Origin of the sequence: Bartonella sp. OC68QHHN, from assembly GCF_042193875.1 — a bacterium.
In the GTDB taxonomy this organism is placed as follows: Bacteria; Pseudomonadota; Alphaproteobacteria; order Rhizobiales; family Rhizobiaceae; genus Bartonella; species Bartonella grahamii_A.
The window spans coordinates 44,300-57,862 of sequence record NZ_JBHIME010000058.1 but is presented as its reverse complement, the minus strand read 5'-3'; the positions used below and the strand labels follow the sequence as shown (position 1 = coordinate 57,862).

Annotated in this window: 10 protein-coding genes and 1 pseudogene; all 11 read left to right on the top strand. The window is 41.2% G+C overall.

Translation table 11 applies throughout. The features are described from left to right. The first annotated feature begins 2 nt into the window (after window positions 1-2). The 11 genes and pseudogenes from ACFIJ0_RS06895 to ftsA all read left to right on the top strand — a co-directional run bounded on the left by ACFIJ0_RS06895 (window position 3) and on the right by ftsA (window position 13,512). Complete coding sequence (locus ACFIJ0_RS06895) at window positions 3-1,454, top strand: UDP-N-acetylmuramoyl-L-alanyl-D-glutamate--2,6-diaminopimelate ligase (protein ID WP_375623020.1); 1,452 nt, start codon at window positions 3-5, stop codon at window positions 1,452-1,454. After that, window positions 1,451-2,873: pseudogene (murF, locus tag ACFIJ0_RS06890) on the top strand (UDP-N-acetylmuramoyl-tripeptide--D-alanyl-D-alanine ligase). The gene ACFIJ0_RS06895 and the pseudogene murF overlap by 4 nt, the downstream one beginning before the upstream one ends. Window positions 2,874-2,893: 20 nt before the next feature. Further along, the gene (gene mraY / locus ACFIJ0_RS06885) at window positions 2,894-3,964 is read left to right on the top strand and encodes a phospho-N-acetylmuramoyl-pentapeptide-transferase (protein ID WP_375623016.1); all 1,071 of its coding nucleotides are present in this window, start codon (window positions 2,894-2,896) and stop codon (window positions 3,962-3,964) included. Window positions 3,965-3,968: 4 nt separating this feature from the next. Beyond that, window positions 3,969-5,363, top strand: coding sequence for a UDP-N-acetylmuramoyl-L-alanine--D-glutamate ligase (murD, locus tag ACFIJ0_RS06880; protein ID WP_375623014.1), 1,395 nt, complete (start codon window positions 3,969-3,971; stop codon window positions 5,361-5,363). Window positions 5,364-5,506: 143 nt separating this feature from the next. Then, window positions 5,507-6,661 (top strand): FtsW/RodA/SpoVE family cell cycle protein, encoded by a 1,155-nt coding sequence (locus tag ACFIJ0_RS06875; RefSeq protein ID WP_375623012.1) that lies wholly within the window; start codon window positions 5,507-5,509, stop codon window positions 6,659-6,661. After that, window positions 6,654-7,790, top strand: coding sequence for a UDP-N-acetylglucosamine--N-acetylmuramyl-(pentapeptide) pyrophosphoryl-undecaprenol N-acetylglucosamine transferase (locus ACFIJ0_RS06870; RefSeq protein WP_375644289.1), 1,137 nt, complete (start codon window positions 6,654-6,656; stop codon window positions 7,788-7,790). Before ACFIJ0_RS06875 ends, ACFIJ0_RS06870 begins: the two co-directional genes overlap by 8 nt. Then, window positions 7,774-9,201, top strand: coding sequence for a UDP-N-acetylmuramate--L-alanine ligase (gene murC / locus ACFIJ0_RS06865; RefSeq protein ID WP_375623009.1), 1,428 nt, complete (start codon window positions 7,774-7,776; stop codon window positions 9,199-9,201). Before ACFIJ0_RS06870 ends, murC begins: the two co-directional genes overlap by 17 nt. Then, the gene (gene murB, locus ACFIJ0_RS06860; RefSeq protein ID WP_375623007.1) at window positions 9,179-10,156 is read left to right on the top strand and encodes a UDP-N-acetylmuramate dehydrogenase; all 978 of its coding nucleotides are present in this window, start codon (window positions 9,179-9,181) and stop codon (window positions 10,154-10,156) included. The genes murC and murB overlap by 23 nt, the downstream gene beginning before the upstream one ends. 238 nt (window positions 10,157-10,394) lie before the next feature. Further along, window positions 10,395-11,315 carry a D-alanine--D-alanine ligase gene (locus ACFIJ0_RS06855; protein ID WP_375623005.1) on the top strand — a complete coding sequence of 307 codons (921 nt, stop codon included), beginning with the start codon at window positions 10,395-10,397 and terminating at the stop codon, window positions 11,313-11,315. Continuing rightward, window positions 11,303-12,214, top strand: coding sequence for a cell division protein FtsQ/DivIB (locus tag ACFIJ0_RS06850; protein ID WP_375623003.1), 912 nt, complete (start codon window positions 11,303-11,305; stop codon window positions 12,212-12,214). Before ACFIJ0_RS06855 ends, ACFIJ0_RS06850 begins: the two co-directional genes overlap by 13 nt. Next, the gene (gene ftsA, locus ACFIJ0_RS06845; protein WP_375623001.1) at window positions 12,211-13,512 is read left to right on the top strand and encodes a cell division protein FtsA; all 1,302 of its coding nucleotides are present in this window, start codon (window positions 12,211-12,213) and stop codon (window positions 13,510-13,512) included. Before ACFIJ0_RS06850 ends, ftsA begins: the two co-directional genes overlap by 4 nt. Window positions 13,513-13,563 lie beyond the last annotated feature (51 nt).

Below are 13,563 nucleotides of genomic sequence, written 5' to 3'. Positions count from 1 at the left end.
TTATGTTGTTTGGAACAGTTTTTACAGAATGTTTTGAAGATCAGAATCTTTCTTCAATGGAAATAACAGGAATCAGTGCAGATTCTCGACAAGTCTTGCCAGGCTATGTTTTTGTCGCTGTTCAAGGAAAAAAAAATGATGGAAGACACTATATAGATGATGCGATAAAGCGTGGCGCACGAGCAATTGTTACAGATTGTTATGCTGTTCTTGAGGATTTATCTGTTCCCATTTTACGTGTTTCTAATGTTCGTCATAGTTTAGCGTTGGCAGCTGCACGTTTTTACGGTTCTCAGCCTGAAACGGTCGTTGCTGTAACTGGTACAAGTGGTAAAACATCTGTTGTCTCTTTTATTCGGCAAATTTGGACTCATGTTGGATTTTGTGCTGCGAGTATAGGAACGGTTGGTGTTGTTTCTCCTAAACGGAATGTTTATGGTTCTCTCACGACACCTGATCCGGTCGTCTTGCACCGTGTTCTTTGTGAAATTTCTTATGAAGGTGTAACTCATGCAGCTCTTGAAGCTTCTTCGCATGGGCTTGATCAAGGACGACTTGATGGAGTCCGTTTAACGGCTGGGGCCTTTACCAATTTAGGGCGAGATCACATGGATTATCATACGGGGGTAGAGGATTATTTGCGGGCTAAAATGAGATTGTTTGATACACTTTTGCCTGTATCTTCTCCTGCTTTGATTTTTGCTGATGATGTCTATTCACAAAAGGTTATTGATGTTGTTACACAAGCGCGCCGCCGTGTCTTGACAATTGGTCGTAAAGGGCAATTTATCACGATTAATCGTGTCGAACATCAACGCTCTAAACAGTGTATTGAGTGCCGTGTGGAAAACAATATTTATACATTTGATTTGCCTTTAGCGGGAGATTTTCAGGTAGCCAATGCGCTTATGGCAGCAGGGTTAGCAATTGCAACGGGTGTTTCACCTTGTAAGGTTTTTTCTGCGCTTGAAACTTTGCAGGGGGCACCTGGGCGGTTAGAGTTTGTCGGAAAGACAGAAAATAATGCGCCTGTTTATATTGATTATGCCCATAAACCAGAAGCTTTGGAGCAGGTTTTGCTTTCTGTTCGTCCCTTTACGCAAGGGCGTTTGATTGTTGTTTTTGGTTGTGGAGGAGATCGTGATCAAGGAAAAAGACCTTTGATGGGAAAAATTGCGGCGGATAAAGCGGATATTGTTATTGTAACGGATGATAATCCTCGCACAGAAATGCCAGAAAAAATACGCAAGGATATTTTACAGGCGGTGCCAACAGCAATAGAGATAGCAGATCGTGGTGAGGCTATTTCTTACGCAGTGGAGCTTTTGAAAGTTGGTGATACATTAATTATTGCTGGAAAAGGTCATGAGGATGGCCAAATTATAGGGCAGACAACTTATCCTTTTTCAGATCGTCTGAAAGCGATAGAAGCTCTAGAGGACCGAAAGAAATGACAGCTTTATGGGATAAGAAAGCACTTGTTGCTGCCATTAATGGTGTTGTAATGGGAAGCATCCCAGAAACTTTTTCTGGGGTTTCCATTGATAGCCGTACTCTTGCGGAAGGTGATATTTTTTTTTTGCATTAAGGGGCATCATCTTGATGGTCATGATTTTGCTGCGCAAGCTTATGAACGAGGTGCAGGCGCCCTTATCGTTGCGGAACATCGTTTGAGGGATATGAAAAAGATATCGGCTCCACTCATTATTGTTCCTGATGTTTTGCAAGCCCTAGAAAAACTTGCACAAGCTGCACGCAAACGTTCAGGAGCTAAGATTATCGCGATAACAGGATCGGTGGGAAAAACAACGACAAAAGAAGCTTTGAAACAAGCACTTGCAACGGCTGGGAACGTTCATGCAAATCTTGCTTCTTTAAACAATTGCTGGGGGGTTCCACTCACTTTAGCGCGGATGCCTGTGGAGAGTGATTATGGTATCTTTGAAATTGGCATGAATCATAGAGATGAAATTCGCCCTCTGGTCAAACTGGTTTGTCCGCATGTTGTCCTCATTACGCATATTTGTGCAGGACATATGGGTTTTTTCAAAAATCTTGAAGAAATAGCAAAGGCAAAAGCTGAGATTTTTGAAGGATTAGATGAGAAAGGCATTGCCATTTTAAATGCGGATAGTGATTTTTTTTCTTATCTCGTTCAAAAAGTAAAAAAATACGGTGTAAAGAAGATCTTAAGCTTTGGTGAAACTAAAAATGCTGATTATCAAGCGCGAGATATATGTCTTCTAACCGATCGTTCTTCTATGGTTGTACGTATTAGGGGGCGGGATAGGGAGGTTCAAATTGGTGCTCCCGGACGCCATATTGTGCAAAATAGTTTAGGGGTTATTGCTGCTTGTGATGCTATGGGGGTTGAGTTAGAGCCTATTTTTCTTTCTTTTCGCCATTTTTCTTTTCAAAAGGGGCGAGGTGTTCGTTATCGACTGTCTTTATCAAATGGGGGTGAATTTTATCTCATTGATGAAAGCTATAATGCTAATCCTGCTTCTATGCGTGCTGCGCTTGAGCTTCTTGCTACAGGACCAGTCGGGGAAGAGGGGCGGCGAATTGCTATTTTAGGGGATATGCTAGAGTTAGGGGAGTATAGTGCAAAGCTTCATCGTGATTTAATAAAGCCAATACGGCTTTCCGGCGCTAATCCGGTTTTTCTATTTGGTGAGGCGATGAAATCTTTAGTCAGTGATTTGTCTGCTGGTGTTAAGGTTTATTATGCTGAAAATATTGAGAAAATTTTGTCGCTTCTTTTAGCAGAAATTTCTTCTGGGGATCTGCTTATGGTTAAATCATCCAATAGCCTTTGTTCATCAAATATTGTGACTGCATTGCTTGATCGCTATAAAGCGGTTTCTTCATAGTTTTAAGAGGTTTTTTTACCATGATGCTGTTTTTTTCTTCGTTTAGTGATTGGCTTCCAGGTGTGAATGTATTTCGTTATATTACTTTTCGCACGATAGCGGCTATGCTCACTTCGGGGCTTATTGTCTTTTTGTTTGGACCTAGCATCATTGCTTCTCTTAAATTGCGGCAGGGTAAAGGGCAACCGATTCGTGCTGATGGTCCTCAAACACATTTTAAAAAGGCTGGAACACCTACAATGGGTGGATTGATGATTTTAACCGGCATTATAGTATCGGCATTTTTGTGGTGTAATTTATCGAATATTTATTTTTGGGTATCGCTATTGGTTATGCTTTCTTTTGGGGCAATTGGATTTTATGACGATTATCTTAAGGTCACAAAACAAACAGACAAAGGATTTTCTGGGAAAGCACGGCTAAGCTTGGAGTTTTGTGTTGCCGCAATTGCTGCTTTTGTCATCCTGAAAATTGGTTCATCTGGATTTGCTTTGCCTTTTTTGAAAGATTATCTTATCAATTTGGGCTGGTTTTTTATTCCTTTTTCTGCTTTTGTCATTGTCGCGACGGGTAATGCGGTTAATTTGACGGATGGACTTGATGGGCTTGCTATTGTTCCTGTGATGGTTGCAGCCTTATCTTTTGCTCTGATTGCTTATCTTTCTGGTAATATGAATTTTGCTGATTATCTCCAAATTCATTATGTATCGGGAACAGGTGAATTGGCTGTTTTATTGGGAGCTGTTGTTGGAGCAGGGCTTGGTTTTTTATGGTTTAATGCACCACCTGCAGCTATTTTTATGGGAGATACTGGTTCGTTGGCTCTTGGAGGATTATTGGGGACTGTTGCGGTCGCTACGAAACACGAAATTGTTTTGGCTCTTATTGGTGGGCTTTTTGTTGTGGAAGCTTTTTCGGTTGTTATTCAGGTTGTTTATTTCAAATTAACAAGAAAACGAGTGTTTCTTATGGCACCGATACATCATCATTTTGAGAAAAAAGGCTGGACTGAAAGCCAAGTCGTGATACGCTTTTGGATTATTTCAATTGTTCTTGCTCTTATTGGTCTTTCAACACTTAAATTGCGGTGAGATTTTGATTTCTGTTGCGTGTTATAAAGGACAAAAAGTTGCTCTATTTGGATTAGGGAAGTCTGGACTAGCAACGGCACAAGCATTGATGCGTGGCGGTGCAGAAGTGGTGGCGTGGGATGATAGTCCTTTAAGCGTGCAAATGGCTTTTCGGCACAATATTCCAACGCGAGATCTTCGTTATGAAGATTGGTCAGAGTTTGTTACATTGATTTTAGCTCCTGGAGTTCCTTTAAATTATCCTCAACCCCATTGGGTTGTTGAAAAAGCACGAAAAAAAAATATAGAAATTATCGGTGATATTGAGTTATTTGTTCGTGCACGCCATCATTTTTTACAGCATTATGGTTTTTGTGACCAAGATGTTCCTTTCATTGCGATTACGGGAACGAATGGGAAGTCAACCACAACGGCTTTACTTGCTCATTTGCTAGAACAAATGGGTTATGATGTGCAGATAGGAGGAAATATCGGAAAGGCAATATTGACGCTTAAGCCATTTGTTAAAAAACGTATCTATGTGATTGAATGTTCATCATTTCAAATTGATCTTACTCCTTCTCTTCAGCCGACCATTGGACTTTTATTGAATTTAACACCTGATCATATTGATCGACATGGGAGTTTTGCCTGTTATGTGCAAACCAAAAGGCATCTGATTGCTCAGGCTTTTCAGGCTTTTATTTCAGTTGATGATGCAGCTTGTCGGGTTTTATATCAACAGTTGCTTCATGAGGGGAAGAAAATTTGGGCAATTTCCAAGGATCATTTTGTTGAAAATGGTTTTTATGCAGATGGGACCAAGCTCTTTTCTGTTTGTCAAGGACAGCGTCATATGCTTGCAGATCTGGCGTCTATGACTGCTTTGCGCGGACGTCATAATGCGCAAAATGCCCTTATAGCATTAGCAACATTGCAGGCTTTAAAAATAACCGATTCCTCTATGAACAAGCATTTAGCAAGTTATAAAGGGCTGGATCATCGTATGCAGCAGGTGCGTAAAATGGGAGCGGTTTTGTTTATCAATGACAGCAAAGCGACTAATGCAGATGCAACAGCTCCTGCGCTTTCCACCTTTAATGATATTTTTTGGATTGTTGGGGGACAGGCAAAAAAGGGAGGAATAGAGTCTCTTAGAGAATTTTTTCCTAAAATTCGTAAAGCCTATTTGATTGGGAGCGCAGCGGAAGAATTTGCTCGCACTATTGGATCTGCTTTTCCCTTTTCTATGAGCTTAACTTTGAAAAATGCGGTGCGTGAAGCAGCTGTTGACGCAATGGATTGTAAGGCAAAAGAGGTGACGGTTCTTTTGTCACCTGCCTGTGCAAGTTATGACCAATTTAAAAATTATGAAATGCGAGGCGAAGCATTTGTCTCTTTTGTGATGCAGTTACAATAAAAAAAGCATCAGTTATAAAAAATATTTTTGCGTTAAGACTCCAGAATCTTTTTTTGTGTAATTTTGTTTTTAAAGTGTTTGTTAAACAGGCTGGGGAACGATATCACTTTGAGACAATTTATAAAATGGATAAGGTGGATATCATGGTTACGCGTGCAGATAGAGATCCAATTGCTAATTGGTGGTGGACGATTGATCGCTCTATCTTTGCAGCTTGTTTAATTTTAATGGGAATTGGCATTATGCTGTCTTTTGCTGCCAGCCCCGCTATTGCAAAAAAAATTGGAATTGCTGATAGTTTTTATTTTGTTCGGTGGCATATCATTTTTAGCATTTCAGCATTTTTTACGATGGTTACCATTTCTTTTTTTTCGCTTTCTAATATTCGTCGTTTATGTGCTCTTTTGCTTATTGTAACGCTTGCTCTTATGGTTGCAACCTTATTTTGGGGTCCAGAATTAAAGGGAGCACGGAGGTGGATTCTACTATTTGGTTTTTCTGTACAGGCATCAGAGTTTATGAAGCCAGCTTTTGTGGTTATATCCGCTTGGCTTTTTTCGGAAAAGATACGCAGGAGGGGAATTTGGGGTTATACGTTAGCGATTGTACTTTATGTTATTTGTTGTGTGCTTCTGGTTTTGCAGCCTGATATTGGACAAACAGTTTTAATAAGTGCAACATGGGGGGGGCTATTTTTTATTGCTGGTGTCTCTCTTACCATTATTTTTCTCTTTCTCATTTTAGGTGTTGTAGGAATTATTTTAGCTTATCTTTTTCTGCATCATGTGCGCGAGCGTATTAATGGTTTTTTGACAGGTGAAGGAGATACTTTTCAAGTGGATGTAGGACGTGAGGCTATTTTGAATGGTGGTTGGTTTGGGCAAGGTCCTGGGGAGGGAACAGTAAAACGTATCATTCCTGATAGCCATACAGATTTTGTATTTTCCGTTGCTGCTGAAGAATATGGTATTATTCTTTGTTTATTAATTATGATGCTTTTTGGCTTTATCGTTATGCGTTCATTGTATATAGCCATGAATACACGTGATTCTTTTATACGTCTTGGTATTACTGGCATGGCAATGATGATTGGCTTTCAATCAGCTATTAATATGGCCGTTAATCTTCACTTAATTCCTCCAAAAGGCATGACATTGCCTTTTATTTCTTATGGAGGTTCTTCGATGGTGGCGATTGCTTTTTCAATGGGCATTTTGCTCAGTTTAACACGTCGTTGGCCAGAAGCACGCCTTTCAGCTTTTTCTTCCTCTTCTGTTTTGGATACTCCTTATGAATGATAAAAAAGTTATTGTTTTGGTGGCTGGTGGTACAGGTGGACATCTTTTTCCTGCTGAAGCCCTTTCTGTTGAATTAAGGCAGCGTGGATATGATGTTCATTTAATAACAGATGAAAGAGCACGACCTTTTGTTCGGTGCTTTAATGAAGAGCATATTCATATCGTTTCATCGGCAACATTTATACGACGCCATCCTTTTGCTCTGATAAAGACGTTTTGGTCTTTGCTAAGGGGCATGGGGCAATCGTTGGCGTTGTTTTATAAATTACGTCCTGTTCTTGTTGGAGGATTTGGGGGATATCCAAGTTTTCCTCCTCTTTTTATTGCGGCCTTAACGAGGCGTGTAACATTTATTCATGAACAAAATGCTGTTATGGGGCGTGCCAATCGTGTGTTGGCAATTTTTGTGCGTGCAATCGCTGGCGGTTTGTTGTCGCCAAATGGCGCTTATGCTCATAAAATACTTTTGACGGGGAATCCTGTCCGTGAGGCTGTGTTGAAGGCGGCCAAAATTCCTTATCATTCTTCAGAGGGGGAAAAGCCATTTAATTTTTTGATTTTTGGAGGTAGCCAAGGGGCTTCTGCTTTTTCACATATTGTTCCAGAAGCTATTGCTTTATTCGATGATAAGAACCGTAAACGTTTACGAATTGTGCAGCAAGTCCGAGGTGAAGCAGGAGGCTTGATCAAAATCTATCGTGATATGGGCGTACAAGCAGAGGTTGCTCCTTTCTTTGATGATATGGCTGAACGTATGGCTCATGCTCATTTTATTTTGTCGCGCGCTGGGGCTTCATCCGTTTGTGAGATAGCGGTGATTGGTAGACCTGCTTTGCTTGTTCCCTATCCCCATGCTTTAGATCATGATCAGGCTGCCAATGCAGCTCTGCTTGCTCGTGTAGGTGGTGCGCAAATTGTATCAGAAAAAGATTTAAATGCACAAAAGCTTTTTTCTCTTTTAATGCACGCTTGTTGTGCACCCCATTTATTGGAAAAACAAGCGTTCTCTGCAAAAAAAGTTGGGCAACCTCATGCAACCCGTTGCCTTGCTGATATGGCTGAATCCTTAATTGCAGGGCGATTGTTGTCAGATATAAAAGAGGAGCTTTTTAATGAAAATGCCACTTGATATAGGCGTTATCCATTTTATCGGAATCGGGGGAATCGGTATGAGTGGAATTGCGGAGGTTTTTTATAATCTTGGCTATAAAGTTCAAGGGTCAGATCAAGTTGAGAGTGCAAATGTTGAACGTTTGCAGAGAAAAGGAATTAACGTTCATATAGGTCATTGTGCTGAAAATTTAGGGAATGCAGAGGTCGTTGTTTTTTCTACTGCGATTAAAAAAACAAATCCTGAGTATATTGCTGCAAAGGAAAGACATTTGCCGCTTGTCAGACGTGCAGAGATGCTGGCGGAGCTGATGCGGTTTCGGCGTGCAATTGCGGTGGGTGGTACACATGGTAAAACAACGACCACATCAATGGTTGCAGCTCTTCTTGATGCTGGTCATTTTGATCCAGTGGTGATTAATGGCGGTATTATTAATGCTTATGGTACGAATTCTCGTACAGGAGATGGCGATTGGATGATTGTTGAAGCTGATGAAAGTGATGGTACATTTTTAAAGCTGCCTGCTGATATTGCTGTTATTACTAATATTGACGCTGAGCATTTGGATCATTATGGAAGTTTTGATGCTGTGCGTGAGGCTTTTCGGCAATTTGTAGAAAATGTTCCTTTTTATGGCTTTGCTGTTTTGTGCCTTGATCATCCAGAGGTTCAGTCATTGGCGGGTCGCATTGATGATCGTTGGGTGATTACTTATGGTGCAAATCCACAAGCGGATGTTCGTTTTCTTAATCTTTCGATGGATGGTCAAAAAACGCATTTTGATGTTCTTGTTCGCTCACGCAAAACAGGAAGAAAGATTGAGTTGAAAAATTTGCTTTTGCCCATGGCAGGACAGCATAATGTTGCCAATGCAACGGCAGCGATTGTTATTGCGCATGAACTTGGCATTTCAAATGAAGCTATAAAAAGGGGCTTAGCAGAATTTGGCGGAGTAAAACGGCGTTTTACGCGAACAGGAAGTTGGCGGGGCATTGAAATATTTGATGATTATGGTCATCATCCTGTTGAAATAAAGGCTGTTTTGCGTGCAGCACGTGAGAGTGCAAGAGGGCGTGTTATTGCGATTGCACAACCCCATCGGTATTCACGTTTGTATCATTTATTTGATGACTTTGCTGCTTGTTTTAATGATGCAGATACAGTGTTGATTACGCCTGTTTATGCGGCTGGTGAAGAGCCTATTGTAGGATTTGGTTCTCAAGAATTGGTAGAGCATATTAAAATGGCGGGTCATCGTGATGTGCGCTTGATACATAGTCTGGAAGATGTCGTGTCTCTTGTCTCAAAATTTGCTCAAGCAGAGGATTATATTGTTTTTCTTGGTGCTGGCAATATCACACAATGGGCTTGTGCGTTGCCTCATCAGTTAGCGGTATTGGATGGTCATGATAAATTTTCAGCACATTGATGGTGAGGCGCTATTGGCGCAATTGCAACCGCTGTTGGGTGGCGTGAGAGGCAAACTTACGCCTAATGTTGAGATGCGTAAGGTAACGTGGTTTCGCACGGGCGGGTTGGCAGAGCTTTTTTATCAGCCTGTTGATGAAGAAGATTTGGCTCTCTTTCTTCAAAATTTGCCTGAATTTGTTCCTGTAACAATTGTAGGTATCGGTTCTAATCTCCTAGTGCGTGATGGGGGCGTTCCTGGTGTTGTGATTCGTCTTTCGCCAAAAAATTTTGGGCAAGTGCAGCAAGTTTCTCCAAAAGGCTTTTTAGTTGGTGCTGGTACGGCGGATAAACATTTAGCTGCTGCCGCTTTAGAAGCTGAGATTGCAGGTTTTCATTTTTATCATGGTATTCCTGGTGGTCTTGGAGGAGCTCTTAAAATGAATGCGGGTGCGAATGGTATTGAAACCGCAGCGCGTGTTGTTGAGGTCTATGCGCTGGATCGTAAAGGGCAACGTCATATCCTGAGTTTGAAAGATATGCATTATTCCTATCGCCATTGTGATATTCCTAAAGATTTTATTTTTACGGCTGCTTTATTGGAAGGAAAACTCGGTAATAAAGATGATATTCGTGCTGCTATGGATGAAGTTTCCCTCCACAGAGAAACAGTGCAACCTATTCGTGAAAAGACAGGGGGATCAACTTTCAAAAATCCTGAGAATGGATCTGCGTGGCGCATGATTGATGAAGCAGGGTGTCGTGGTTTACGGATTGGTGGCGCTCAAATGAGTGAAATGCACTGTAATTTTATGATTAATACAGGGCAAGCAACAGGATATGATCTTGAAGCATTGGGAGAAACAGTGCGTGCGCGTGTTTTTGCAAATTCAGCCCACCTTTTACAATGGGAAATAGAGCGTATCGGTCAATTTGAGCGTGGTCGAAGTGTTTCTCTTTTTGATCCATTTTATTGATTTGTTGTTTACTAAAAAAGTGTAAATAAAAAATTGAGTCATTTCAAAGAGATAATAAAAAATTTCTATTAAGAATCAATAAATTAACAAAGAATCTCTTGCATCAGGCTTTTGAGTCTGATTCATTATGCAAAATGCTAGGTTATTGATTCGCAAGGATAAACTTTGTTTTTCCTGTATGTGGTGCTGATGTGTTCTATATAGACTACATATAGTATGCGAAGGAGGGTGATTTATTATGAGAGATAAACATATAGCTGTGTTAATGGGAGGTTTTTCTTCTGAACGGTCTGTAAGTTTATCTTCAGGGGCGGCTTGTGCTGATGTTCTAGAGATGCAGGGGTATCGCGTGAGCCGCGTGGATGTTGACGCCCATATTGCTTCTGTTCTTGAACAGTTGCAGCCCGATATTGCCTTCAATGCATTGCATGGTCCATTTGGTGAAGATGGCCGGATTCAGGGGATTCTTGAATATTTAAAAATTCCTTATACCCATTCTGGTGTGATGGCATCCGCTTTGGCAATGGATAAGGGACGTGCAAAAATTATCGTTGCAAATGTTGGGGTTTGTGTTGCGCCTTCTCGTATCATGAGCCGCTTTTCTTTGGGTCGAACGCATCCTATGGAGCCTCCTTATGTAATTAAACCTGTGTGTGAAGGATCAAGTTTTGGTGTTGTCATTGTCCAGGGGAATGAAGCTGCACCGCCGCATAATATTGGGGGAGCTGAGTGGGGGTATGCCGATGAGGTGATAATTGAAAAATATATTCCTGGTCGTGAATTGACTTGTGCTGTTTTGGGGAATGAAGTGTTGGATGTGTGTGAAATTCTTCCCGATAAACACTTTCCATTCTACGATTATGACTCAAAATATAAAACGGGTGGTTCTCTTCACATTTGTCCTGCACAACTTTCACTAAATATTTACCAAAGTGTGCAAAGAATGTCTTTAGCAGCCCATCAGGCGATAGGGTGTCGAGGTGTTAGCCGTTCTGATTTTCGTTTTGATGAGAAAACGGGAGAATTGGTTTGGCTTGAAATTAATACGCAACCCGGTATGACGTCGACGTCTCTTCTTCCTGATATTGCAAAAGCGAGCGGTCGTACTTACGGCGATATTGTTCAATGGATGGTGGAGGACGCATCATGTATGCGTTGAATGTGAATAAAACAAATGTTCCGATGGAGGTGCTTTCAGTGCCAGCTTTGCCACGTCTTTATCGTCGGTTTCTTCGGGTTATGTTTGAGTTTGTTTTTGTCAATATTCATATTCCACGCCATTTCGGTTCTTTTGCTGTTGTATGTTTTTTCTTTGTTACGGCTTTTTATGGACTTTCATCAAGTGGTCAGATGGCTGTGATCGTAAACACGATCATATTGGATAGTAGTTTTGTGATTACTCATGTCGATATAAGCGGTAATAAGCGCTTGGCAAAGGAGGATATTTTTAAAATTTTAAAACTTGATGTTGCGTCTTCTATATTCACTTTTGATGTTGAAAGAGCACGTTCTCTTTTAGAAAAACAGGCTTGGGTGCAATCGGCTAATGTTCAGAAAATTTATCCCAATAGAATGCGTATTTCTATCGTAGAGCGTGAACCCTATGCTATTTGGCAACATGATAGCATAATGGATATTGTTGATAATACAGGTCGTGTCATTATGCCCCTTAAAGGAGAAATTGTTCGGGATTTACCTCTTGTGGTTGGGCAGGGTGCACAAAATGCTGCTAAAGTGTTTATTCAAGCGCTGTCAGTCTATCCGGAAGTATATGATCGTATTCGTGCTTTTGTGCGGGTAGGTGATCGGCGTTGGGATCTTGTTTTGGATAATGGAATGCGCGTTATGTTACCTGAAAATGGTGCCCTTGAAAGGCTTTCTTCTCTTGTGTCGTCCGGTACAATGCAAGATCTTTTATCTCGCGCTATTCTCAGTGTTGATTTACGTCTTGCTGATCGAATTACTGTTGCTTTATCAGATGAAACGTTGGAGCGTTATCATGCTACTGTAGCAGAAGAAGAACGTATTTTAAAGGCACGAAAGGCAGGAACCCCATGATGTTACTTAGATCACATCATCTGGGAGGGCGTAAAACACGTTTTTTGACGGTTCTTGATGTCGGTTCAAGTAAGATTGTTTGTCTTATTGCTTGTTTGCGTCCTTTGAAGCATGCGCACTATTTACATGGTCGTACACATTCTACGGAAATTCTAGGCTTTGGAGTACAGCGTTCACGTGGTATTAAATCCGGTGTTGTCATGGATATGTTTGCAGCAGAACAATCAATAAGATTGGCTGTTGATGCGGCAGAAAAAATGGCTGGTTTGGTGGTGGATTCAGTGATTGTGAATTTTTCCTCAAGTCGATTACAAAGTGCCTTGATTAATGGAAAGGTTCATTTGAATGGTCGTGAAGTCACAAAGCGTGATCTGCGTATGGCCTTTTCAGATGTTTCGCGTAAAGCTTTTGATGCTGAACGTCATGTTATGCACTCAGTTCCAGTTTCTTATGTATTGGATGGAGATAAAGGAATTTCTGATCCTATTGGCATGGCAGGGGAAATATTTGGTGTCGACGTGCATGTGGTAACAGCAGAAACAGCCTCTTTGCGTAATTTAGAAACTTGTATTAATCGTGCACATTTGAGTGTTGAAGCAATGGTTGCTACTCCCTTTGCAAGTGGTCTTGCTGTCTTGATGAATGATGAGGCGCATTTAGGGGCTGCATGTATTGATTTTGGTGGTGGAACAACAACATTTTCAGTGTTTTTTGAGGGAAAATTTATTCATGCGGATGCGCTTGCTGTTGGGGGGCATCATGTCACTCTTGATGTTGCGCGCGGATTTTCTATGTCTCTAACAGAGGCGGAACGTTTAAAAGTTGTTTATGGTTCAGCACTTTTAACAAGTGCTGATGAGCGGCAAATGATTAATATAGCAGAAATTGGGAGTGAACAGCGTGAAACTCAATATCCTCGCGCGGTTCTTGGGCGTATCATTCGTGCGCGTGTTGAAGAAATTTTAGAAATGGTCCGTGATTGTTTAAATCGTTCTGGTTTTAGTCACATCATTGGTAAACGTGTTATTTTGACTGGGGGAGCAAGCCAGTTAACAGGATTGCCAGAAATGGCACGTACTATATTAGGAAGAAATGTTCGTATCGGGCGGCCTTTAGGTATTTCGAGGCTTCCTTCTCTTGCAAAAGGGGCGGCGTTTACATCTGCTGTTGGGTTGTTAATCTATCCGCAATTGGTGGGTTTTGAAGAAAAAACAATGCAGGCGGCAGGAAATCATTTATCGATGGGCACGCGTGGGTATTTTCAGCGTGTTGGTCAGTGGTTGCGTGAGAGTTTTTAGTTAAGTCTAGTTGGATAAATTTCATCGCTTTGGCTTGCGGTGTCTTATGAG

Bases quoted from the DNA above. Each gene is read 5' to 3' on its own strand.
- ACFIJ0_RS06895 (WP_375623020.1), top strand. From the start codon at position 3: ATGTTGTTTGGAACAGTTTTTACAGAATGTTTTGAAGATCAGAATCTT.
- mraY (WP_375623016.1), top strand. From the start codon at position 2,894: ATGATGCTGTTTTTTTCTTCGTTTAGTGATTGGCTTCCAGGTGTGAAT.
- ACFIJ0_RS06875 (WP_375623012.1), top strand. From the start codon at position 5,507: ATGGTTACGCGTGCAGATAGAGATCCAATTGCTAATTGGTGGTGGACG.
- ACFIJ0_RS06870 (WP_375644289.1), top strand. From the start codon at position 6,654: ATGAATGATAAAAAAGTTATTGTTTTGGTGGCTGGTGGTACAGGTGGA.
- murC (WP_375623009.1), top strand. From the start codon at position 7,774: ATGAAAATGCCACTTGATATAGGCGTTATCCATTTTATCGGAATCGGG.
- murB (WP_375623007.1), top strand. From the start codon at position 9,179: ATGATAAATTTTCAGCACATTGATGGTGAGGCGCTATTGGCGCAATTG.
- ACFIJ0_RS06855 (WP_375623005.1), top strand. From the start codon at position 10,395: ATGAGAGATAAACATATAGCTGTGTTAATGGGAGGTTTTTCTTCTGAA.
- ACFIJ0_RS06850 (WP_375623003.1), top strand. From the start codon at position 11,303: ATGTATGCGTTGAATGTGAATAAAACAAATGTTCCGATGGAGGTGCTT.
- ftsA (WP_375623001.1), top strand. From the start codon at position 12,211: ATGATGTTACTTAGATCACATCATCTGGGAGGGCGTAAAACACGTTTT.